This is a genomic window from Pseudomonas sp. M20 (assembly GCF_045037865.1).
Taxonomy (GTDB): Bacteria; Pseudomonadota; Gammaproteobacteria; order Pseudomonadales; family Pseudomonadaceae; genus Aquipseudomonas.
This window is the reverse complement of the sequence record NZ_CP173611.1, coordinates 2549692-2572556: the sequence shown is the minus strand read 5'-3', so window position 1 is coordinate 2572556 and position 22865 is coordinate 2549692. Positions and strand designations below refer to the sequence as shown.

Below are 22865 nucleotides of genomic sequence, written 5' to 3'. Positions count from 1 at the left end.
TCATTCAGCAGTGAACGGGGCTTTATTCATGATCGCGTGACGCCGCAGAATCAGCAACCACTGAACCTGATGGAGTTACCGCGATGGCCAAATCAATCGTTGCTGCGCTGCAAATCGGCGCCTTGCCCGAAGGCAAAGACGCGACTCTGGAACAGATTCTCAATTGGGAAGGCGCGATCATTGAATCCGGAGCGGCATTGGTGGTGATGCCCGAAGCGCTGCTGGGCGGGTATCCGAAAGGCGAGGGTTTCGGCACGCAATTGGGTTATCGCCTGCCGGAAGGGCGTGAAGCCTACGCCCGTTATTTTGCCAATGCGATCGACGTGCCCGGTGCCGAGACCCAAGCACTGGCCGGCCTGTCGGCGCGCACCGGGGCTAATCTGGTAATCGGTGTGATCGAACGCTCCGGCAGCACGCTGTATTGCACCGCGCTGTATTTCGACCCGCAGGCCGGCCTCGTCGGCAAACACCGCAAACTGATGCCCACCGGCACCGAGCGGCTGATCTGGGGCAAGGGCGATGGTTCGACCTTGCCGGTGTTCGACACCCCGGTTGGCAAGCTCGGCGCCGTGGTGTGCTGGGAAAACATGATGCCGCTGCTGCGCACGGCGATGTACGCCAAAGGCATTGAAGTCTGGTGCGCGCCGACCGTGGACGAGCGTGAAATGTGGCAAGTCAGCATGCGCCACATTGCTCATGAAGGCCGCTGCTTTGTAGTCAGTGCCTGTCAGGTGCAGGCTTCGCCCAATGAAATGGGTGTGGAGATTGCCAATTGGCCGGCGGAGCGACCGCTGATTGCCGGTGGCAGCGTGATTGTCGGGCCGATGGGCGATGTGCTGGCAGGGCCGTTGCGCGGGGAGGCGGGGTTGCTCACGGCTGAAATCGACACCGATGAACTGGTGCGTGCGCGCTATGACTACGATGTGGTCGGCCACTATGCGCGGCCGGATGTGTTTGAGTTGTCGGTCGATGAACGCGCGAAACCCGGGGTGCGATTCAACACATAACCCACTGGCTGACACAAAACCTGTAGGAGTGAGCCTGCTCGCGATAGCGGTCTGCCAGACACCATAATCGTTAACTGACAGATTGCTATCGCGAGCAGGCTCACTCCTACAATGGATCGGTGGTGTGTCTGGGAGTCAGTGGCGTTGCTGCCATTCTTCGCGGGTGATTTCCCACAGCTCCCGCGGGAAGCGCCCACCGACGAAATCGCCTTCATCGGTCCGAATCAAGCGCATCCCCGCGCGCTCCGAGAGCTTGCGCGAGCCAATGTTCGGCGCGGCTTTCGGCACGCGCATCACCGGGCGTTGCAGAACGTTGAACCAGTAATTGGTCACCGCCGCGCTGGCTTCAGTCATTAAGCCCTTGCCTTGCCACGCCGGGGCCAGCCAGAAGCCGCGGTGGTTGTCCGCCTGATCCATCAGGCTGATCTTGCCGATCAACAGTTCCGGTGCCGATTTCAGGCGGATCGTCCAAGGCCATTCCTTGCCCGCCGCAACCGCCGGCAAGACATTGTCGCGCAGATAGGCGAGGGCACCGTCCTCCGGGTACGGCCATGGCACGGCAGCGTTCAGATAGCGCACCACGTCCCAATGCGGAAATTCGCGCTGCACGGCGTCGGCATCGGCCAGTTGCAATGGGCGCAGGATCAGTCGTTCGGTGTACAGCGTCGGCATGTCTTCCATAAACCTGCAGCCTCCCTGAATGTCTTCAATGAACGAAGCAGGTTAGCGCATTTTTACCAGGTGGCGGCGGTAGCCTTGGGCAGGCTGAGCTTGCCGCTGTCGACAAAACGCATGGTGCCAAACAGACCGCCGGCAAGCTTGCCGCGCAGCACATAGGGGAGGTTGTCGAGGGTTTGCGTCTGGCTCAGGCCCAAGGTCTGGCGCAGCACCGAGAACGCCGAGATGCTGACCGGTACTGTGACGATGCTTTCGGAAAAGCGTGGGATCGAACCGCTCTGATCGCTGACACCGGACGCCAGCGAGTGGCCGTTGACCTCCAGATCCAACGCGATGCCGTTGTAATCAATGGCCGTCTCATTCGGGTTCTGTACGCGCAACTTGATGGCGAAACGCACTTCCAGATCCTGGCTCGGCAACGGTTCGAGGCCGACCACGTTGATGTTCACCGGATCACGGTTGGGGAATAGCGCACAGGCGCTGAGCGACAGCAGGAGCAGTGACAGAATGACGGCTTGGAAGCGGCGCATAAACAGTCTCTCAACAAAAAAGGGCTGAACCGTCTCCGGCTCAGCCCTTTCTAGCAAAGGCCAGACGTTAGCGGTTCAACTGTGCGACAGCCGCCGCCGGGGCAGGTTCACCTTTGGCCGGCATGTCCGGGTTTTCCATGACCTGAAGAATTGAAGCTTCCGGATCGAAATCGTCTTCTTCCAGCTCGATGAACTCTTCCGGCAGGAAGATGTTCAGCACGATAGCGCACAACGCACCGACGGTGATTGGCGATTCGAAGATGTTGCGCAGCGCTTGCGGCAACTCGCGCAGGACTTCTGGGACCGCCGCGATGCCCAGGCCCATGCCTAGCGAAATCGCCACGATCAGCATATTGCGCCGATGCAGGCCGGCCTCGGCGAGGATCTTGATCCCGGCCACCGCGACGGTGCCGAACATCACCAGTTCGGCGCCGCCCAGCACCGGTTTCGGCATCAGTTGCAGCACCGCGCCGATCATCGGGAACAGCCCCAGCAGCACCAGCAAACCGGCAATGAAGAAGGCCACGTAACGGCTGGCCACGCCGGTCAGCTGAATCACGCCGTTGTTCTGCGCGAAGGTCACCATCGGCATGCTGTTGAACACGGCAGCCATCGCCGAGTTGAGGCCGTCGGCGAGCAGGCCGGATTTGATCCGACGGATATACAACGGGCCTTTGACCGGTTGCCGCGAGATCATCGAGTTGGCGGTCAGATCACCGGCAGCCTCCAGCGGCGACACGAGGAAAATCACCGCCACCGGCACGAACGCCACCCAGTCGAAGTTGAAACCGTACTTGAACGGCACCGGCACGCTGACCAACGGCACCTCGGGCATCGAGGCGAAATCCACCGTGCCCATCAGACACGCGACCACATAGCCCAAAGTCAGGCCGATAACGATCGCGCCCAAGCGCAGAAACGGCACGTCGACGCGGTTCAACACGACGATAGTGCCGATCACCAGCGCCGCCAGAAACAAATGGCTGGCCGCACCCAGATCCGGCGCGCCGAAGCCGCCGGCGATGTCGGTCATTGCCACTTTGATCAGCGACAGGCCCATCAACGTGATGATGGTGCCGGTGACCACCGGGGTGATCAGCATGCGCAGTTTGCCGATGAACTGACTCAACACCACTTCGATGAAGGCGGCGAAAAAGCACACGCCGAAGATCGTCGAGAGAATTTCATCGGTGCCGCCACCGCGCGCCTTGACCATGAAACCGGCGCTGAGAATCACGCTGATAAAGGAAAAACTGGTGCCTTGCAGGCACAACAATCCCGAACCGACCGGGCCGAAGCGCTTGGCCTGAACGAACGTGCCGAGGCCGGAGACGAACAGCGCCATGCTGATCAGGTAGGGGATTTCACTGTGCAGACCGAGGGCGCCGCCCATGATCAGGGTCGGGGTGATGATGCCGACGAAGCTCGCCAATACGTGTTGCAGCGCGGCAAACACGGTGGCAGTCAGGTGTGGGCGGTCGTTGAGACCGTAGATCAGGTCGTTGTTGCGCGGGGCTTTTTCAGAGGCGGTCATGGTGTTTTGCGCGCCGCGAGGCGGGGCCGGGTCAGAAAATGGAGGCGCAGGATGCCGGAAGAGGGCGGCGAGGGCAACGAGCAATAACTGCCTGAAAGGTCAGGTTTTTCGGGTGTTGCCCGCTAAATCGATTCATGCAAATGCGCTGAGCAGATCTTCTTCAAACGCCTTTTGCGCATCCCCCGGCACCTGTGCCCGATGCCGGGCCAGATGAAACGCCGCCTCGAAACTCAACTCGCCCTCACGAATTGGCCGTAGCAGGCCCTTTTCCTGCCAGCTCCGTGCATAGTGATCCGGCAGATAACCCACATGTTTGCCGGACAGAATAAACGTCAGCGTGCCCTCAACCTGCTCCGAGCGCGCCGAGCAGACCTTGCCCTGAAACGGTTCGTCACTGCGAAAAAACCGATAGGGGTGATCGACCCGGTCGCAGGTCTGCAAGGCTGCATCGCTGGGCTTCTCATCGGTAAACAAGGGATGGCCGGCAGCGCAGTACAGATGCTGGGTTTCGCTGAACAACTGCTGATAGTCGAAGGCACTTTGCACTTGCGAGAAATAACCGATGGCCAGATCCAGCCGCTGTTGTAACAACAACCGTTCCATCTCGCCGGGCATGGCACTGATCAGTTCGATGCGCACCGACTCATCACGCTCGCGAAAGCGCCGGATCGCCACCGCCACCCGTTGCAATACCGATTGATCGACCGACTCGGAAATCCCCAGACGCACTTCACCGATCAAACGCCCGGCGACGCCGTTGGATTGATGGCGGAAGGTTTCGATCGATTCAAACAATGCACGCACCGCGATCAGCAATTGCTCGCCCTTGGGCGTAACGCTGAAACCAGCCTTGCCACGGCTGCATAAACGGTAACCAAGGCGGGTTTCCAGTTTGGCCATTTGCTGGCTGATGCTCGATTGGCTCAGGCCCAGATCACCTTGGGCAGCGCTGAAGCCACCGCACTCGACCACCCGCACAAACAGGCGCAACAGCTGCAAATCGACGTCGTGCAATTGACCCAACATCACATTACTCCGGGATAAAGTCAGGATAATTATTAGGATATTTTTCTAATGTATCCGACGACGCATCCTGCAACCACTTCCTCCGGTCAGGTGTTCGTCATGGCTCCCGTGTTCAAGCTGTGTTTACCCGCGCTGCTGTTGTCCGTAGCTGTTCAGGCTCAGGCCGAGGACAACACCCTCAACCTCTACAGCTGGGCCGACTACGTGCCGCCGCGAACCCTGCAACGGTTCGAGCAGGAAACCGGCATTCATGTGCGCTACGACACCTTTGATACCTCCGAGGTGCTGGAGACCAAATTGCTCACCGGCGGCAGCGGTTACGACGTGGTGGTGCCGTCGTCCAGCGTTCTGGCGCGTGGACTGGCGGCCGGCGCATTGAAGGAAATCTCCCATGAGAGCCTCAAGGGCTACGCCAATCTTGATCCGGATTTGCTCGAAAAAATGGCCGCTGTCGACCCCGGCAATCGCTTCGGCGTGCCATACACCTGGGGCACGCTGGGTCTGGGTATGAACGTCGAGGCCGTGAAGAAACGGTTGCCCGAGGTGCCGCTGAACAGCCTGGATCTGCTGTTCAAACCCGAGAACGCCAGCAAGCTCAAGGATTGCGGCATCGCCATTCTCGATTCGCCGCAGGAGGTCATTGGTCTGGCTCTGCATTACTTGGGTAAAGATCCCTACAGCACCGACAAGAATGATCTGGCTGCCGCCGAGGCGTTGTTGCAGAAACTTCAGCCGTCGGTGCTGTACGTCGCCAGCGGTCGGCAGATCAATGATCTGGCCAGCGGCAATGTGTGTCTCGCGCTGACCTACAACGGCGACGCGAGCATGGCCGCTGATCAGGCCCGCAAGGCCAATAAACAGTACGAAGTGGCCTACCGCATTCCCAAGGAAGGCACGCTGGTGTGGCAGGACAATCTGGCCATCCCCAAAGACGCGCCGCACCCCGAAGCCGCGCGGGCGTTCATCGAATTCATGCTGCGCCCGGACTCTGTGGCCGAACTGACCAACACGTTGTTTTTTGCCACCGCCAACCAGGCCGCCACGCCATTGGTGGATGAAGCCGTGCGCAACGATCCCGACATCTATCCGCCGAGCGACGTGCGTGCGCGGCTCTACGCCGACCGCAGCATGAGCCTCAAGGACATGCGTCAGCGCACGCGTCTGTGGACCACTTTCCGTAGCCATCAATAACAACAGGAGCACCACGATGGATGTGCCCATGCAGAATGATCAGGCCCTGACCCGTGACAGCCTTTATGGCACTGCCGCCGAAAGTACCTACGCCGGCATCACCAGTTTCATGCGGCGGCGCTATAGCCGCGACTTGCGCGGCGTCGATGTTGCGGTCAGCGGTGTGCCGTTCGACACCGCGACCAGCAACCGCCCCGGCGCACGTTTCGGGCCACGGGGGATTCGCGCCGCGTCCAGCGGCATTGCCTGGGAACGCCACTGGCCGTGGACGTTTGACCCGTTCGATCATCTGGCAGTCATCGACTATGGCGACTGCGACTTTGATTTCGGCTCGCCGCACAGCGTCCCGGAAAGCATCGAAGCCCACGCCGAGCAGATTCTCAACGCCGGCAGCGCGATGCTGACATTTGGCGGTGATCACTTCATCAGCTATCCGCTGCTCAAGGCCCATGCTCGCAAGCACGGCACGCTGTCGCTGATCCACTTCGATGCGCACAGCGACACCTGGCCGGACGAGGAGGGCAAGCGGGTCGACCACGGCACCATGTTCTGGCACGCGGCGCGCGAAGGACTGGTCGATCCGGCGCGTTCGGTGCAGATCGGTTTGCGCACCACCAATGACGATCACATGGGTTTTCAGGTACTGGATGCCCGGCAGGTGCATCGCCGTGGTTGCGAGGCGATTGTCGAAGCGATCCGCGCGCGGGTGGGCGATAACCCGGTGTACCTGACGTTCGACATCGATTGCCTGGATCCGGCCTTCGCACCGGGCACCGGCACCCCTGTCTGTGGAGGCTTGAGCACCGTGCAAGCGCTGGAAATTCTCGGTGGTTTGCGCGGGATCAACCTGGTCGGCATGGACGTGGTGGAAGTCGCCCCGGCCTACGACCATGCCGAGGTCACTTCATTGGCCGCCGCCACATTGGCGATGGAAATGCTCTGCCTCTATGCCGCCCGACACAAAGTCGATATTTGACGCAACACTGCGTACCCCTGTGGGAGCGAGCCTGCTCGCGAAGGCGTCGGATCAGCCAACCTCTTGTCGACTGACCCGCCGCTTTCGCGAGCAAGCACTCACAGCCGGGTCAGGCCACCGGGATGATCGGCAGGTACAACGTTTGCGGGCCGGTAAAGCGAGGTGTGGCACTGGCAATCGTCTCGTGCGGTACGCCGGCCGGCACGACGCTGATCTCCTCAAGCCGCGCCATGTGTTGCTCGCTCAGTTGCACCTCGAGTGCGCCCAGGGTTTTGTCGAGTTGTTCGCGGGTACGCGAGCCGAGGATCGGAATCAGCGCGGTCGTCGAGCGCCGGGCCTTCTCGCGTAACCAGGCAATAGCGACATGGGTCGGGCTGACGCCGATTTCTGCGGCCACCGCCAGCAACGTATCGAGCAGGGCGGTTTCTCGGGCGCTTTTTTCCGCGTGCACCAGCATGCCGAGTTTGCTCGCACGGTTGTTGTCATCGCCGCCGCGATACTTGCCAGTAAGGAAGCCACCGGCCAGCGGCGACCACAGCGTCGCCGCGAGTCCGAGCGCCTCGGCCATCGGCAGCAATTCGCGCTCGGCGCTGCGTTCGGCGAGGCTGTATTCAACCTGAATCGCGGCGATCGGCGCAAAGCCGCGTAGTTCCGCCAACACGTCAGCGCGGGAAACGCGCCACGCCGGGAAGTTCGACAAGCCGGCATAGTGAATCTTGCCGGCGCGCACCAGGTCATCAAAACCGCGCAGGATTTCCTCCATGGGTGTCACGCCATCAGTTACGTGGGCCCAGAACAGATCGATGTGATCGGTGTTCAAGCGTTTGAGGCTTTCTTCTACTGCGCGAACCATGTTTTTCCGGCTGTTGCCGGTGTGGGAAATACCGTCGGCCGGGGTCGTGCCCATGCTGTACTTGGTGGCGATCACCAGCCGATCACGCTCCGGGGCGATGAATTCGCTGAGCATCGACTCCGACTGTCCACCTTGATAGCCATTGGCGGTATCAATGAAGTTGCCGCCGGCATCGAGAAAGCCATCAAAGATCCGCTTGGCTTCGTCACGTTCGGCGCCGTGACCCCAACCGGTGCCGAAATTGCCGGCGCCCAACGCCAGTTCCGATACGCGCAGGCCGGTTTTGCGGCCGAAAACCTTGTAATGCATGGCGATGCTCCAGATAGAAAACGTGGCAAGAATTAAAAATTACGAGCAACATATTTTCGGCAATATGATGCTGGTAATATTCGGCGTCAAGTGCCTTGTTGCTCAACGGTCATTCGAGCTGCGCGGCGTGATGATGAACGGGCATTTGCCAATGCTGGTCTTTGGCGTAGTAACAGTCGTGGCATACTGCCGCGCATGACTTTCGACTCCCCCCTCAGCGCCTGGCAACACGCCGTGCAACACAAGGGCTTCATACAGGATGAAGCCCAGGAACAAGCAGTCTGGGCGCTGCAAAAATGCCACGAAGCCCTGCACACCGGTGCCCGTTCGGTCACCGGCGTTTATCTGTGGGGGCCGGTCGGACGCGGCAAGACCTGGCTGATGGATCAGTTCTATCAGAGCCTGCGGGTGCCGGCGCGACGCCAACACTTTCATCACTTCATGGGCTGGGTGCATCAGCGCTCGTTCCAGTTGACCGGGATTGCCGATCCGTTGCGCGCGCTGGCCAAAGAGCTGGCGGCCGAGGTGCGGGTGCTGTGCTTCGACGAGCTGTTCGTCAACGACATCGGCGACGCGATCATTCTCGGTCGGTTGTTTCAGGTGATGTTCGACGAAGGCGTGGTGATCGTTTGCACCTCCAATCTGCCGCCGGATGACTTGTACGCCGATGGTTTCAATCGCGACCGCTTTGTACCGGCAATTGCCGCGATCAAGGCGCATATGCAGGTGGTCGCGGTGAATGGCGCCGAGGATCATCGCCTGCATCCGGGGGCGGGTCTGCAACGCTACTTTGTGGCCACGTCCTCGCTCAGTGCGCTGGACGAAGTCTTTCAGGCACTGACCGCCGGGCAACCGGCGAGCGTTGAACCAGTGTCGGTCGGGCATCGCCAGTTGAACGTGGTGCAGGCCAGTGAAACGGTGGTGTGGTGCCGCTACGCCGATCTCTGCGAGCAACCGTTCGCCGCCATGGATTTCATCGCGCTGTGCGATCGCTACACAGCTATTCTGTTGAGCGAAGTGCCGAACCTCAGCGCCCAAAAACGTGAAGGGCGCATCGCTCGCGGCACTGAAGACGGCGCGCAACGTTTGGTGGCCGGTGATCGCGAGTTGCCGCAATTGTCGGTTCACGACGACGGCGTGCGGCGTTTCATCGCGCTGGTCGACGAGTGCTACGACCGCAAGGTGCCGCTGTACATCGAGGCCCAAGTGCCGATGGACGCGCTGTACACCGAGGGTTATCTGGAATTCCCGTTCCGCCGCACCCTCAGTCGCTTGCAGGAAATGCAGCTGCAGCGTTTTGCCGAAGCTTGAGTGAAGAGGGCGCCGACATGAGCCAAGCGTTATCCCATCATTTGTTGACCATGGCTTACCAGAATGCCTGGGCCAATCATCGTCTGGCCAAGGCCTGGAGCCAGCTCGGCGCGGCAGATCTGGCCGCGCCCCGGGTGAGCTTCTTCCCGAGCATTCGTCTGACCCTCAACCACATCCTCACCTGCGACTGGTTCTACGTCGATGCACTGGAGCGCGAACTGCGCGGGGCCGAGCCGCATCCCGACTGCTATGTGTTTTTCAATGTCGACGAGCCGTTTACCGACGGCCCGCAATTGCGTGAAGAGCAGGCTCACGTTGATCGACGGCTGATTGCTTATTGCGAGCAACTGCGCGATGCCGATCTGCCTCGAATCGTCACCATCGCCCGAGATACGCCGCAGCACGACAGTCGTTTGCGCATGCTGTCGCACCTGTTCGAGCATCAGCTTCATCACCGTGGTCAGGTGCATGCGATGCTTAGCGACACTTCTGTGAAACCGCCGCAACTGGATGAGTTTTTCTGTGTCGGCGAGAGTGGCCTGCGCGCCGGGGATTTCGCCGAACTGGGTTGGACTGAAGAACTGATCTGGGGCCACTGACGAGACAAAAGATTGTCGGCCGGTCCACACTCGCGCTAAGGTCAGACAGCCTTTCAGTGCGCACTTTGCGCGCCGGGGCTTTTGTGTGTTCGGGGATGGAAATGGATTCCGCAGAAATTCTTGTGCTTCAAGCCAGCTACAGCAATCCGACGCATGCCGAGGCCATCGGTATCGTGCTCAATCATTACGCAGAAGACCCTATGGGCGGCGGTCATTCGCTCGACCCCGATCTGCTGCGTCGACTGCCCGAAGAACTGGCCCGACGCTCGCATGCGTTCAGCGTGTTGGCCTTCGTCGGTGGCGAGCCGGCAGGTCTGGTGAACTGCTTTGAAGGGTTTTCCACGTTTGCCTGCAAACCCTTGGTCAACGTCCACGACGTGGCGGTGGTGGGCAAATTTCGCGGCCTCGGTCTGAGCCAGAAAATGCTGCAGAAAGTCGAGGAAATCTCTCGCCAGCGCGGCTGCTGCAAGATCACCCTCGAAGTGCTGGAAGGCAACGCCGTGGCGCAGAATGCCTACAGCAAATTCGGCTTCGCGCCGGGCATGTTCGACCCGAATCACGGGCGCATGCTGTTCTGGATCAAGAATCTGCAGACCTGAAAGCCTGAAAAGCCCCTCACCCTAACCCTCTCCCAGGGGGAGAGGGGACTGACCGAGGTGTTTGGACGAGGTACGCCGACCTGAAATATCGAGTCGAACTCAGGCTTGAAAACACCACAAAACAGCTCCCTCTCCCTCGGGAGAGGGCTGGGCGGGCGGCGTTCCGATGAGGGGTGAGTGCGCCACAGTAGAAAGCCGAACACCCATCTCAATGCCCCAAAAAAAAGGCGCCCCAATCAGGGCGCCAAACTGTCTTCTCCCGGGCCAGAGCGGAGCCACGGGAGGTCCATCGGTTGCTCGGTCAATCTCAGTCGCGATAGGACTCGGTCACTTGCGCCGTCTGGTCGGCGGGAACGCGAATTTCTTTCGCGTTGGCGTCGCTCTTCTGCTCGCTCTGGGCGTGGTGAACCGGGAAGTTGTCGTAGTAATAACGCATGCGCTCAGCGCCGCCTTCGGCAAAGACGCTGGCAGAACCCAGGGCAAACAGCCCGGCAAGGATTATGGTGGTGATTTTCATGGTGCCTCCTACTGAACAAGTGGGAGCTGTTCGTCCATGAAGCAGATCTCGGAAGAGAGTCTGGGTGGCATGAATTAACACGGGGTTAACGCCGGTTCAGTGTAGGTTTTGCAGCATGTTGCGGCGCGATATCTGACAGACGCGGCGGCCATCAGGCGAAGGCACGCCGCGTCGAAGGGGAAGGCTTAGAGCTTCCAGTCGAGACTCACCGTTACCGTGCGCGGATCACCCCAGTACACGCCGTTATAGAAGCCGACGTTGTCGTAATACTTCTTGTCGAACAGGTTGTTGACGTTCAGTGATGCCGACAGATGCCGATCGAACTCGTAGCGCGACATCAGATTGACCACGGTGTAGGCGCTCTGGGCGATTCGCGCTTCTTCGGTGTCGCCGGCAACCGGTCGGCTCGACGTGCCATACACATCGCTTTGCCAGTTCACCGCGCCGCCCACGGTCAGCGCCTGCCATTCACCCGGCAGACGGTACGCCGTGGACACGCGCAACAGGTTCATCGGCTGATTGGTGTTGGTGCGCGCGCTTTCGCCGTTGACCGAGTGGGTGTAGGTGTAACCGGCGGTCATGTTCCAGCCTTGAAGGATTTCCCCGGACAGTTCGGCTTCAAAGCCGTTGACCTTGTTGCCCTTGCCGCCGGATTTGTAGAACTGCTCACGGGTAACCGGATCCGCCGGGACCGAGTTATCGAGTTCGGCGACGTTATCCTGCTTGCTCCAGAACACCGCCGTGGACAGGTTCAGGCGTTCCTCGAGCAGGCTGCCCTTGATGCCCACTTCATAGTTTTTGCCGACCACCGGGTCGATGTATTTGCGATTCTTGTCGCGGTTGCCCTGGGGCTTGAAGATGTCGGTGTAACTCACGTACGCCGTGTATTCCGGGGTCAGGTCATACAGCAGCCCGGCGTAAGGCGTCCAGACGTCGTTCTGTTTCTGGCTGGTGTAATCGACCTCCGTCAGCTGCCGATTGGCGTCGTAACTGTTGCTGGTACTGGACGCTTGCCAACTGCCATATCGGCTGCCGAGCACGGCGTGCAGATCATCGGTCAGGCTCAGGCGCGTGGCGATGTACCCGGCTTTCTGCCGGGTATCGTCCTTGGACCCGGTGAGGTCGGTGACGGTGTCGCTGAACTTGGCGATGTCGCCCATGTATTTCCAGTCGCGGATGGTCCCGTAGTCCTTGGAACGTGCGCCGGCAATGGTGTACGGAGAGTTCGAGCGGCGTTCGGCCTCACCGTAGCCGAACATCATTTCGTGCTCACGGCCCAACAGGGAGTAAGGGCCGGAGACATTGAAGTCATACGCCTGCATTTTCTGCGTGCCGATCATGTGCGAGGTGTAGGCGATCATGCCGCTGCGGTCCGCTGCGGGAAAACCGGCACCACCGTAATAGACCTTGCCGTCGGTATTGCTCTCGCGGTGGGTGTACGCGGCTTTCAGGCGCCAGCCGCCGCCCAGTTGCTGATCGAGGGTGGCAAACGCGGTCTTGTCTTGCAGCGGCCAGGAACTCCACGACGTCGCCATGTTGGTCGAGCGCCCGAGACCGGCCTTGCTGCCATCGGCATTCCAGTAGGGCACGGTGCCCCAGGACGAGCCTTGCACGTGTTTGTTCTGATAGTCGTAACCGACTGCCAGCACGGTGGAGTCAGTCAGATCGGCTTCCAGTACGCCATAACCGACCTCCCGTTGCAGCGCGTATTTGTCTTTGATCGACTGGTTGTCGCGATAGGCCAACACCGTGCGACCGCGCAGGCGACCCTCGAAAGCCAACGGCCCACCGACGTCGACGTAGCTGTAGTAATTGTCGTAGCTGCCACCACTGACCCCGGCCAGCGCCTGCCATTGCGCGGTCGGACGCTTGCGCACCATGTTGATGGTCGCCGATGGATCACCGGCCCCCGTGGTCAGCCCAGTGGCACCGCGCACCACCTCGATACGGTCGTAAATGATGGTGTCGGAATCGGACTTCATGCGATCGAAGGTGTTGAGCATCCCGTCGATCTGGAAGTTGTTGATCGCATAACCGCGCGAGGAATAGCTGACTCGGTCCGAATCCAGATGCTGCACCACCACACCCGTGGTCTGGCGCATCGCTTCAGACAATGTACCGAGTTTGAAATCATCCATTTGCTGGCGGGTGATCACCGACACCGATTGCGGGGTTTCCTTGATCGACAGGTTCAGGCGCGTAGCCGTGCTCATGGCGCCGGTGGTGTAGGACTCAGTGTTTTCGGTGGTGGTACCCAAGCCTTGTGCGCTGACGTTGGTCGCCGCCAGCTCAAGCGCCGTGTTGGCAGGCTGTGGCGTTTTTTCGGCTTCGGTTTCAGCTAGCAGATCGGCACTGAACGCAGCGCTGCACAGGCCGAGGGTCAGGGTCATGGAACGGGTAATGGGCGCGAACATCGCAGCCGACTCCTTGTCTTCGAGGGAAAAATTCCGTTTGTTCAAAGACGAGGGGTAGGGCTGGGATTTAGTGCCAAACGAGAAATATTATTATTTGAGGATGTTTCAATTCCATCGATCGCGTTCTGTCAGAAACTCAAGGGGTACTGGACGACTACGTAGATCCGGTCGATATCATCACCCGCCTGCGCCTCATTGGCCCGGTGCGATACGTGCGATAGCTGCACCGACAAATCCTTCGCCGCGCCCGATTGCACGATGTATTTCAAATCGATATCGCGCTCCCAGTGCTTGCCGCCATTGCCTTGCTGCGGCTGAAAGTTTCCGCTGTCAGGATCAAACGGGTTATAGGCGCCGCCCCTAGGGGCGTGAGTACCGTCGATGTGCCTGCCGGTGACGTAGCGGGTCATGAAGTTCAGCCCGGGAATGCCGAAGGCGCCGAGGTCGAGGTCGTAGCGCGCTTGCCAGGAGCGTTCGTTGGCGCCGTTGAAGTCGGCGTATTTGATCGAGTTGGCGAGGTAGATCGAGTCGCCGCCAACGAAGTCGAACGGCGTGTCGCCATTGATCCGTTGCCAGCCAAGCATTACCGCGTGAGGGCCGAAGGCGTATTTGCCGGACAGGCTGAACGCGCTGTTGTCGATGGCACCGGCCAGTGCGCGGCCGGTGTCGCGGGTGTGGTAGAGGTTGGCGTCGAGCAATATGCCGGATTGCTTGAAATGCAGATTGCCGTAGTACTGGTGCCACGTGTCGCTGAGTTCAGACGCGTACAACGCGCCGCCAATCGGGTTATCAGCGAACAGGTCGGCGCCGAGAAAACTGATGCCGCCGGCCTCGGTATTGGCGCCGTAACCGTAAAAGTCGCCTTTGCCAGATGAGCTGTCCTGATTCTTGAACGCGGTGAAATGCCCGGCCACCAGATTGACGTGGTCGAACTCGGCGCTGTTGAGCAGGAAACCGGTGGCGTACTCCGGTTGCAGGCGTTTGTCGGAGGTGTCGAATACCGGGGTTTCGACGGTCATTTCACCGAAGGCGAGGGTGGTCCGCGAGGCTTTCAGCTTGAGCGCGCCGCCGACGCTGGAGTAGTCGTTTGCGCTGCGACCGTCGCTGTCGACCGGCAGCAGACCGGTCCCGGAATGCCCCTTGCCGCCGTCCAGTTTCAACCCGGCGAAGGCGTGGGCATCGATGCCGAAACCGACTGCACCGGATGTGAAACCGGATGAGAAAGTGCCGATAAAGCCTTGAGCCCATTCCTGTTTATAGTTTTTTCCGGAGGGCGAAGGCGAGCGATAGTCGTTGCTCAGGTAGAAGTTGCGGCTGAGCACTTCGCTTTGGGCATCGTCGAAAAAACCGCTGGCGTGGGCGGTTGGGTTCAGACCGCAGAGCAGCGCGAGCAGGGTGAGGCGCGAGGGGAAGCGGTCGATCATGGTCAGTGGCCAGCGGCAATTAAGGTGGCTGGAATGATCGAGGGATTGCAGCGTGAGAGATTGAGCGGATGTGCTCAATGAACGGCATCACACAAAACCTGTGGGAGCGAGCCTGCTTGCGAATGCGGTACATCAGGCAACATTTCTATCAGCTGACACACCGCTATCGCGAGCAGGCTCACTCCTACAGTTTTGATCGCGTTACGACAATGGCGGCGTGCGCGGCGGGATCTGGCGTTTGCTGCCGGTCGATTCAAACGCGGCGGCCAGGCGCAGCAGGTTCGAGTCGTCGTAGGCGCGGCCGGCGAAGGTCAGGCCGACCGGCATGCCGATGTCGGCCATCACGCCCATCGGCACGGTGACGGTTGGCACGCCGAGGTGGCGGATCGCGAGGTTGCCATTGGCCACCCAGATGCCGTTGCTCCAGGCGATGTCGGCCGACTCAGGATTGACATCAGCGTCCGCCGGGCCAACGTCAGCGACCGTCGGGAACAGCACGGCGTCGAGGCCTAGGTTGTCCATCCAGTCTTCGAGGTCGAGGCGTCGAGTCTGTTCGAGGCCACGCAGGCCATCGGGCACGGTGGAGATTTCATTCCACGGCGTGATGCCACGCTCGGCCATGCGCACGTATTCATCCATGCCCGCCACCAGATCGCCCTCACGGTTAGGCAGCGTGCCTGGTTCGTGCGGGAAGATTTTCGGCCCGTCGACGTCGACCAGACGATTGAGTTTCGGGTCACCGTTGGCTTGCAGGAAGTCATCGAACGCCCACGCGGTCAGGTCCCACAGTTCATGGTGGAGGAACTCTTTGGAGACCAGACCCCGGGTGAACACGGTCGGGGCGCCGGGACGATCGCCTTCGCAGTTGGAGACCAGCGGGAAATCGGTTTCGATGACTTCGGCACCGGCGGCTTCGAGGGCCTGACGCGCCTGCTTCCACAGGTCGATCACCGAAGCGCGGGTGTTGATGCGCTGGCCGGTCGGGCCACCGATACCCGGGGTTTCACTGGTGCCGGCTTCAGGGTCAGCATTGATGAACATGCGCGGCACGGCGAAACGTTTGCCGGTCAGCGCTTTGGCGTCAGCGGCCAGATCGGCGTAAGTGGCGGGACGCACTTCGCTGACGCTCGGGATCGGCACCCACGGTTGCAGGCGCCACAGGTCGCCACGGGTGTCCGGGTCTTCTGCCACCACAATGTCGAGGACTTCGAGCAGGTCAGCCATGGTCCGCGCGTAAGGCACGACCACGTCCATGGTCGGCGTCAACGGCCAGTTGCCGCGCACCGAGATCACCCCGCGCGATGGGGTGTAGGCGCACAAACCATTATTCGACGCCGGGCCACGCCCGCTCGACCAGGTTTCTTCGGCCAGACCGAATGCGGCGAAACTGGCGGCGGTAGCGGTGCCGGCACCGTTCGACGAGCCGGAGGCAAACGGCGCGGTCAGGTAAGCGGCGTTGTAAGGACTTTCGGCGCGACCGTAGACGCCGCGTTGCATGCCGCCATTGGCCATCGGCGGCATGTTGGTCTTGCCCAGGCAAATCGCCCCGGCGCCGCGCAAGCGTTCGATGGTGAAGGCATCGCGATAAGCGACCAGATCAGCGAAGGCCGGGCTGCCGGACGCAGCGGTCAGGCCCTTGACCAGATAACTGTCTTTGGCGGTGTAGGGAATGCCATCGAGCGGGCCGAGGGTTTCGCCTTTGGCGCGACGGGCATCGGACGCCCGTGCCTCGTTCAACGCTTCCGGGTTGCGCACGACCACGGCATTCAGCGCCGTCGGTGTGTCGGCGCCGTCGTAGGCGTCGATACGCGCCAGATACGCCTGCACCAGTTCGACTGCGGTGGTCTGGCCGGACTCAAGGGCGGCGCGCAGTTGGGCAATGGAAACTTCGGTGACTTCGATCATGCGCTCACCGCTGTTTGAATTTGGGTGTTTTTCCTGGAATGGGTGTTCATATCGGTTCTCGTTGCACAGCTATAAGCGACAAGGTTAAGACTGGCGCCTATTTAACACCAAGCGGCGCGCGGAGTAATCGGCGGGATTGAATCTTGCCTGTTTTCAACCCGACTGACGCCATCGCGAGCAGGCTCACTCCTACAGGGGAACGCATTTCAAATGTAGGAGTGAGCCTGCTCGCGATAGCTGTATTCCGGCCGCCATATTCCTTCAGCCGATCACAAAACGCCGTACTCCCGCGCCGTCCGATCCACCGCAATCCGCGTCTTGTCGATCAGCTCATCCAGCTCCGTGCGCATGGCCACCAACGCCGGCGCCATGATCATCCGCCCCAATGTCGAACGAATGATCAAGCCTTCCTCAAAACCAATCGTGCGGCAACGCCAGGCAATGTCGTTTTCATTGGCAAAACGCTTGCGCGTCGCTTTGTCCTCAGCAAACTGCAACGCCGCCACCAGCCCGACGCCCTGAATCTCACCCACCAGCGGGTGATTGCCGAACACTTCGCGCAGGCAGTTTTGCAGGTACGGGCCGGTGTCGGTTTTCACCCGGGTGACCACGCCTTCATCGCGCAAGGCCTTGAGGTTGGCAATCGCCACAGCGGCCGCCACCGGGTGGCCGGAATAGGTCAGGCCGTGGGCAAACACGCCGCCTTTTTCCACCAGCGCCTCGGCCATGCGTCGCGACAGAATCAAACCGCCCATTGGGATGTAACCGGAGGTCAGGCCCTTGGCGATCGACAGCGTGTCCGGCTCAAAGCCGAACGTCTGATGCGCGAACCATTCACCAGTGCGGCCGAAACCGCCAATCACTTCGTCCGCACACAACAACACATCGTACTTACGGCAGATACGCTGAATTTCCGGCCAGTAAGTCGCCGGCGGAATGATCATGCCGCCCGCGCCCTGAAACGGTTCGGCGACGAAGGCTGCAACCTTGTCGGCGCCCAGTTCGAGAATCTTCTCTTCCAGTTGCCGCGCGGCTTGCAGGCCGAATTCTTCCGGGCTGAGATTACCTTCGTGGGCGAACCAATACGGCTCATCAATGTGCGCTACATCAGGGATGGTGCCGCCCATCTCGTGCATGAACTTCATCCCGCCCAGCGCCGTCGCGGCCAGGGTCGAGCCGTGGTAGCCGTTCCAGCGGCCGATCATGATTTTCTTCTCGGGCTTGCCCATTACCTGCCAGAACTTGCGCACGGTGCGGATCAGCACTTCGTTGGCTTCGGAGCCGGAATTGGTGTAGATCGCGTGGCTGTAGTGCTTGGGCAACAGGCTGAAGAGCAGCTCGGACAGCTCAATCACCGCCGGGTGAGTGGTGTGGAAGAACATGTTGTAGTAGGGCAGTTGTTCCAGCTGCGCGGTCGCGGCAGCGGCGAGATCCTTGCGCCCATAACCGAGGTTGGTGCACCACAGACCCGACATGCCATCCAGATATCGATTGCCGTCGTTGTCCCACAACGCCAGCCGATCGCCGCTGACCATCACTCGCGGTCCTTCTTCGTTGAGGGCCTTCTGATCAACGAACGCGTGGATGTGGTGAGCAGCGTCAGAGGCTTGGTAATCGCGGGTACTGCGGGTCGAATCGAGTTCGGCGGACATGGCGGATCTCCAGAGCAAAGGGCAAGTGAGTGAGCTCGTTGCAGCGCTGCACGGAGAAAGTTTTGTCATCTAAAAATATTTTTGTAAAGAAAATATTTGTCGGTGAAAAAAGATCTCCGTAGGCTGAGAGCCATTGGCAAGGATCATCAGAGGCAACATGAGCGGACTCAGAGAACGGCAGAAGGAACAGCGCCGGCAGGTGATTGCCGAAGCGGCGCTCGAGTTGTTCAAGCGCAACGGCTTTGCGGCCACCACGCTGGACCAGATCGCCGTGCAGGCGGGGGTTTCCGCACCCACCGTGGTCAATTATTTCGGCGGCAAGCAGGAGATTCTGCTGGCTTTGCTCAAGCAACCCGACGAGCAAGCCATGCGCGAGGCGCGGGCCAATCTGGACGAGGACAGCGATCCGCTGGAGGCGTTGTGCGAGTTCGAAGGGCTGATGACCGATTACCAGCTACAGGCGATGCCGGCTTCGTTGTGGCGGGAACTGGCGCCATTTCTGCTGACCGGTGAACTGGCCGAAGCGATGAGTCCGTGGAACGCGGCCGTGATCGAAGAAACCAAAGCGCTGCTCCTGCATTTTCAGCAAGCGGGAAAAGTGCGCGAATCGATCGATCTCGACGTGGTGGCGACGCTGTTCAACCAATACGCGAACATGGCGTTCATTCGCCTCGCCACGCAGGAAGTCCCGGATCGGGCCGCGCACGCCTTGCATATGCGCGGGGTTTTGAATCTGTTGTGTCACGGCATGCTGGAGCGCTGATCGCCGCCATCATGTGCGACTCGTGTCGGGCCCCCGTCGAGACGATATGCCGGTTGTGAACTAGGCTCACAGCGGTTCATCGATGGCCCACCCAGGAGCGCCGACATGGAAGACAAACCGCTGATAGCGTTTCAGAGTTCCAGAGCATTGCTCGACGTGCTCATTCGAGCGGGTCTGATCACCGTTCTGGTGCTGTTCTGCTACGACATTTTTCATCCGTTTCTCAATGTCATGCTCTGGGCGCTGATCCTGGCCGTCACGCTGTATCCGCTGAATCAGGCTCTGGGCGCCAAACTCGGTAATCGCTACGGTTGGGCGGCAATCATTCTGGTGCTGCTGGGCCTGGTGATTCTGATGTTGCCGTTAAGCCTGCTGGGCGCGTCGATTGCCGAGTCGATCAAGGGCAGCATGCACACGTTCGAAGCGGGGCAGTTCGAGATACCGCCGCCACCGGCCAGTGTCGAAGGCTGGCCGTTGATTGGCGCGCCGCTTTACGGCATCTGGATGCACGCTTCGCAGGACCTGAGCTGGGTGTTTCAGGAACTGGCGCCACATCTCAAGGACTGGAGCAAAGTGGTGTTGCATCAAGCCGCCGGTGTCGGGGCGGGCATCGTGGTGTTTGTGGTCGCGTTGATCGTCGCCGGGTTGATCATGCACCACGGCGAGCGCGGCCACCGCACAGCGGTGGCTGTCACCACCCGCATTTCCGGGCCGGTGCGCGGCCCGCAGATTGCCGAACTGTGCACGGCAACCATCCGCGCCGTGGCGCAGGGTGTGGTCGGCATCGCCTTTATTCAGATGCTGCTGGTCGGCGTGGCACTGGTGGTCATGGGCGTCCCGGCTGCCGGCATTCTCGCCTTGATGGTGTTGCTGCTGGGCATCACCCAATTACCGGTGCTGCTGATCTCGCTGCCCATCGTGATTTATGTCTTCGCCGTGGACGGGGTCAGCGCCGGCACGATTATCTTTGCGGTGTGGATGGCGATTGCCGGGCTTGCGGACAACGTGCTCAAACCGATGTTGCTGGGTCGCGGCGTCGCGGTGCCGATGCCAGTGGTGCTGATCGGTGCGCTCGGGGGCATGGTCACCAGCGGCATTATTGGTTTGTTCACTGGGCCGGTGATTCTGGCGGTTGGCTACGAATTGTTCATCGGTTGGGTGTATCAACCGGCCGATGTCACCGAGCTTCTGGAGAGCCAGCGCAAAGAACATCTGCCGTGACTCTCACCCCTCTCGCTGACGCATTGGCGTACCCCCAGACTGAGGTCTAGGCTGGTCAATCAGTCGCCCTTCGGGCGCAACGCCCACCCAGGGACAGGAGCGCAACCGATGAAAGCCCCAGCCAGTATTGTCTGCCTGATGTTCACACTGGTTCTCGCGCCGGGAGCCCGTGCTGAAGACCCGCCGGCTGCGCCCGCTGCGTCTGCCACTGACGACGCGCCGTTGATCAACCCGCAAGTGGTCGACAAGCTCATCGATATGGGCAACTACCTGCGCAGCCTGCCGAAATTTCAGGTCGATGCCCAAGTCTCGCGCGACACGGTTCTGGAGTCCGGGCAGAAGATCAAGACCGAGTCCGCCAATACCCTGAAAGTGCTCGGCCACGATCGCCTGTATGCGAAAAGCGAAGGCGATGTGCGCACCCGCGAGTTCTTCTACAACGGCAAAAAACTCACCCAGTATTCGCCGTACCTGAAGTACTACACCACCGTCGACGCCCCGGCCACCGTGGCGGAAACCCTGCACAAGATCGAGAACTTCTACGGTGTGCAGGTACCGATGGAGGACCTGTTTCTGTTCGGCAGTGATCAGGCGCAGATCGATGCCTTGAAAGCCGCGCTGTATGTCGGGCCGTCGGCCATCAAGGGCCAGCTCTGCGACCATTTGGCGTTTCGCCAGGAAGGCATCGACTGGCAATTGTGGCTGACCCGTTCCGACAAACCTTTGCCCTGCAAACTGGTGATCACTACTACTGACGAGAAGAGCTTTCCCGAGTACAGCGCGGTGTATCAGTGGAACCTCAAACCGACCATCCCGGACACGCAATTCACTTTCAAACCGGGCAAAGGCGATGTGGCGATTGCGTTTAAAAAAGCCAGCGATCAGGGAGGACAGTGACATGAACAAGTCGATGACGTGGAGTCTGTTGTTGTCGCTGGCCACCGCCACGCTGCTGACCGCCGGTTATGTCGCCGAAGCCGATGCCCGGGGGCAACGCGCTCAGGGACATGCGCGCGCCAACGTCAACCGGGCGCCGGCGCCGAACGCGCAACGTGCGCAGCGCATCAATGCGCCGCAGCGCACCAACAATGTCAGCGCCGGCAATCGGGTCAATTCGGGCAATCGGGTCAATGCCGGCAACAACGTTGGCAACCGCACGAACGTCAACAACGGCAACCGAAACGTCAACATCGACAACAGTCGCGATGTCGATATTGATGTCGACGGCCATGGTCGCTACGGCTACGACGATCACTACCATCCGGTAGCGGCCGCAGTGGCAGTGACGGCCACCGTCGCGGCCACTGCGGCAGTGGTGGGCGCGATCTTCACCCCGGCGCAAATGCCCAGCAGTTGTGTGCAGGTGATTCAGTACAACGTCGCGTATATGCAGTGCGGTTCGACCTGGTACCAGCCGCAGTATCAGGGCAGTGACGTCACGTATGTGGTGGTCAACGCGCCTTGATCAGGCTTTCGGCACCCAGGGTGCATGTGCGCGAGCATGCCTCGGCCGCCACGGCGCAACCCGGTGGCCAGGGTCAGCCACGACAGTTCGGTAACGGTGACGTGTGCGGCCGGTGCCAGCCGCACTGATCTCGATCCACCTGCCGGAAGGGTTAAGCGCGGGAGCGACCGGGCGTTACCCGTGCCGCCAACTGCCCAACGGCAATTCGACCTCGCGCTCGGCCGCAGCCAACGCCTGTTCCAGCCCGGACTTGTCCAGCGGCGCGCAGTAGGCCGGTTTTGCCCGCTCGAATCGCCAACTGTCATCAAGGCCTCCGGTGTCGACCGCATCAAAACCGAGGTCATCCAGCAAACCCGCGACCAACGCCTTGGCCTGCGCGTCATCCGCTGCAATGGGCAGTGCGCGCCGCTCGCTGGAATCATGCGGGCGGCCATCCGTAAGCAAATCCGCTGCGAGAATGGCGTTGAACACCTTGACCACCGTGGCACCGCGCAAATGCTCGGCGAGCAAGCGGCTGGTGGTGCTCTGGAACGTGTCGAGCGCAGCGATGTGGCCGTCGCGATCCGGGTAATAGTTGTTGGCGTCGAGCACGGTTTTGCCCTCGAACCAGGCGGGTTGCAGGCTCGGGATTTGTTCGTAGGGGATGGCCACCAACACCACGTCGGCAAACTGTGTGGCCTGTTCGGCCGTGCCGATCTGGCAGCCGGTGATGCCTGCGAGCACGCTGCTCATGGTCTGCGGGCCGCGCGAATTGCTGAGCATTACTTCGTGCCCGGCGGCGAGGGCGATTTGCGCGACAGCGCGCCCGATGAATCCGGCTCCAACGATTCCAATGCGCATGGTGTGTCCTCTGTCAGGTGGGGAGCGACTATGATGATTCCTGATCAGGTG

Annotated in this window: 23 protein-coding genes; 11 read left to right on the top strand and 12 right to left on the bottom strand. The window is 60.6% G+C overall.

Features of this window, described 5'->3' with window-relative positions; all coding sequences use genetic code 11:
• Window positions 1-83 precede the first annotated feature (83 nt).
• Window positions 84-1007, top strand: coding sequence for a carbon-nitrogen hydrolase family protein (locus ACI514_RS11520; protein ID WP_405123851.1), 924 nt, complete (start codon window positions 84-86; stop codon window positions 1005-1007).
• Window positions 1008-1142: 135 nt separating this feature from the next.
• Here the strand turns inward: ACI514_RS11520 and ACI514_RS11515 are convergent, their stop codons facing one another.
• From ACI514_RS11515 to ACI514_RS11500, 4 genes are all read right to left on the bottom strand, one after another.
• The gene (locus tag ACI514_RS11515) at window positions 1143-1688 is read right to left on the bottom strand and encodes a GNAT family N-acetyltransferase (protein WP_405123850.1); all 546 of its coding nucleotides are present in this window, start codon (window positions 1686-1688) and stop codon (window positions 1143-1145) included.
• 53 nt (window positions 1689-1741) lie between these two features.
• A complete protein-coding gene (locus tag ACI514_RS11510; protein ID WP_034156003.1) occupies window positions 1742-2215 on the bottom strand; it encodes an LEA type 2 family protein in 474 nt (157 codons plus the stop codon).
• A 67-nt stretch (window positions 2216-2282) separates the two neighbouring features.
• Window positions 2283-3749 (bottom strand): nucleobase:cation symporter-2 family protein, encoded by a 1467-nt coding sequence (locus ACI514_RS11505; protein ID WP_405123849.1) that lies wholly within the window; start codon window positions 3747-3749, stop codon window positions 2283-2285.
• A 132-nt stretch (window positions 3750-3881) separates the two neighbouring features.
• Window positions 3882-4775 (bottom strand): LysR family transcriptional regulator, encoded by an 894-nt coding sequence (locus ACI514_RS11500; protein ID WP_405123848.1) that lies wholly within the window; start codon window positions 4773-4775, stop codon window positions 3882-3884.
• 99 nt (window positions 4776-4874) lie between these two features.
• On the opposite strand from ACI514_RS11500, the gene ACI514_RS11495 reads away from it, so the two are divergent.
• Complete coding sequence (locus ACI514_RS11495) at window positions 4875-5966, top strand: polyamine ABC transporter substrate-binding protein (RefSeq protein ID WP_405123847.1); 1092 nt, start codon at window positions 4875-4877, stop codon at window positions 5964-5966.
• 16 nt (window positions 5967-5982) lie between these two features.
• A complete protein-coding gene (gene speB, locus ACI514_RS11490) occupies window positions 5983-6942 on the top strand; it encodes an agmatinase (protein WP_405123846.1) in 960 nt (319 codons plus the stop codon).
• A gap of 109 nt (window positions 6943-7051) precedes the next feature.
• Here speB and ACI514_RS11485 read toward each other — a convergent pair whose 3' ends face one another.
• Complete coding sequence (locus tag ACI514_RS11485; RefSeq protein WP_160057737.1) at window positions 7052-8104, bottom strand: aldo/keto reductase; 1053 nt, start codon at window positions 8102-8104, stop codon at window positions 7052-7054.
• Here ACI514_RS11485 and ACI514_RS11480 point away from each other — a divergent pair.
• The 4 genes from ACI514_RS11480 to ACI514_RS11465 all read left to right on the top strand — a co-directional run bounded on the left by ACI514_RS11480 (window position 8103) and on the right by ACI514_RS11465 (window position 10613).
• A complete protein-coding gene (locus tag ACI514_RS11480) occupies window positions 8103-8303 on the top strand; it encodes a hypothetical protein (RefSeq protein ID WP_405123845.1) in 201 nt (66 codons plus the stop codon). The genes ACI514_RS11485 and ACI514_RS11480 overlap by 2 nt on opposite strands.
• Window positions 8300-9415 carry a cell division protein ZapE gene (gene zapE, locus ACI514_RS11475; RefSeq protein ID WP_405123844.1) on the top strand — a complete coding sequence of 372 codons (1116 nt, stop codon included), beginning with the start codon at window positions 8300-8302 and terminating at the stop codon, window positions 9413-9415. The genes ACI514_RS11480 and zapE overlap by 4 nt, the downstream gene beginning before the upstream one ends.
• A 17-nt stretch (window positions 9416-9432) precedes the next feature.
• Window positions 9433-10014 (top strand): DinB family protein, encoded by a 582-nt coding sequence (locus ACI514_RS11470; protein ID WP_405123843.1) that lies wholly within the window; start codon window positions 9433-9435, stop codon window positions 10012-10014.
• Window positions 10015-10115: 101 nt separating this feature from the next.
• Entirely contained in the window at window positions 10116-10613 is a 498-nt protein-coding gene (locus tag ACI514_RS11465) for a GNAT family N-acetyltransferase (RefSeq protein ID WP_160057740.1), read from the top strand.
• A gap of 307 nt (window positions 10614-10920) precedes the next feature.
• Here ACI514_RS11465 and ACI514_RS11460 read toward each other — a convergent pair whose 3' ends face one another.
• The 5 genes from ACI514_RS11460 to ACI514_RS11440 all read right to left on the bottom strand — a co-directional run bounded on the left by ACI514_RS11460 (window position 10921) and on the right by ACI514_RS11440 (window position 18525).
• Window positions 10921-11130, bottom strand: a complete 210-nt coding sequence (locus ACI514_RS11460) for a hypothetical protein (protein WP_160057741.1) — start codon at window positions 11128-11130, stop codon at window positions 10921-10923.
• Between the two features lie 185 nt (window positions 11131-11315).
• Entirely contained in the window at window positions 11316-13544 is a 2229-nt protein-coding gene (locus ACI514_RS11455; RefSeq protein ID WP_405123842.1) for a TonB-dependent siderophore receptor, read from the bottom strand.
• A gap of 128 nt (window positions 13545-13672) precedes the next feature.
• Window positions 13673-14968, bottom strand: coding sequence for an OprD family porin (locus ACI514_RS11450; RefSeq protein ID WP_405123841.1), 1296 nt, complete (start codon window positions 14966-14968; stop codon window positions 13673-13675).
• A 201-nt stretch (window positions 14969-15169) separates the two neighbouring features.
• Window positions 15170-16873: an amidase gene (locus ACI514_RS11445; RefSeq protein WP_160057744.1), complete on the bottom strand. Its 1704-nt coding sequence runs from the start codon at window positions 16871-16873 to the stop codon at window positions 15170-15172.
• Window positions 16874-17142: 269 nt separating this feature from the next.
• The gene (locus tag ACI514_RS11440) at window positions 17143-18525 is read right to left on the bottom strand and encodes an aspartate aminotransferase family protein (protein ID WP_405123840.1); all 1383 of its coding nucleotides are present in this window, start codon (window positions 18523-18525) and stop codon (window positions 17143-17145) included.
• Window positions 18526-18682: 157 nt separating this feature from the next.
• Between ACI514_RS11440 and ACI514_RS11435 the strand changes: the two genes are divergently transcribed.
• Entirely contained in the window at window positions 18683-19288 is a 606-nt protein-coding gene (locus ACI514_RS11435) for a TetR/AcrR family transcriptional regulator (RefSeq protein WP_099759206.1), read from the top strand.
• 105 nt (window positions 19289-19393) lie between these two features.
• Window positions 19394-20509, top strand: a complete 1116-nt coding sequence (locus ACI514_RS11430) for an AI-2E family transporter (RefSeq protein WP_405123839.1) — start codon at window positions 19394-19396, stop codon at window positions 20507-20509.
• A gap of 3 nt (window positions 20510-20512) precedes the next feature.
• On the opposite strand, the gene ACI514_RS11425 is transcribed toward ACI514_RS11430, so the two are convergent.
• Window positions 20513-20815: a hypothetical protein gene (locus ACI514_RS11425; protein WP_405123838.1), complete on the bottom strand. Its 303-nt coding sequence runs from the start codon at window positions 20813-20815 to the stop codon at window positions 20513-20515.
• Between ACI514_RS11425 and ACI514_RS11420 the strand changes: the two genes are divergently transcribed.
• Window positions 20768-21406: a DUF2092 domain-containing protein gene (locus ACI514_RS11420; RefSeq protein ID WP_405123837.1), complete on the top strand. Its 639-nt coding sequence runs from the start codon at window positions 20768-20770 to the stop codon at window positions 21404-21406. The genes ACI514_RS11425 and ACI514_RS11420 overlap by 48 nt on opposite strands.
• 1 nt (window position 21407) lies before the next feature.
• Window positions 21408-21974 (top strand): hypothetical protein, encoded by a 567-nt coding sequence (locus ACI514_RS11415; protein WP_311886841.1) that lies wholly within the window; start codon window positions 21408-21410, stop codon window positions 21972-21974.
• Between the two features lie 174 nt (window positions 21975-22148).
• Here the strand turns inward: ACI514_RS11415 and ACI514_RS11410 are convergent, their stop codons facing one another.
• Window positions 22149-22859 carry an NAD(P)-binding domain-containing protein gene (locus tag ACI514_RS11410; protein ID WP_405124216.1) on the bottom strand — a complete coding sequence of 237 codons (711 nt, stop codon included), beginning with the start codon at window positions 22857-22859 and terminating at the stop codon, window positions 22149-22151.
• Between the last annotated feature and the right edge of the window lie 6 nt (window positions 22860-22865).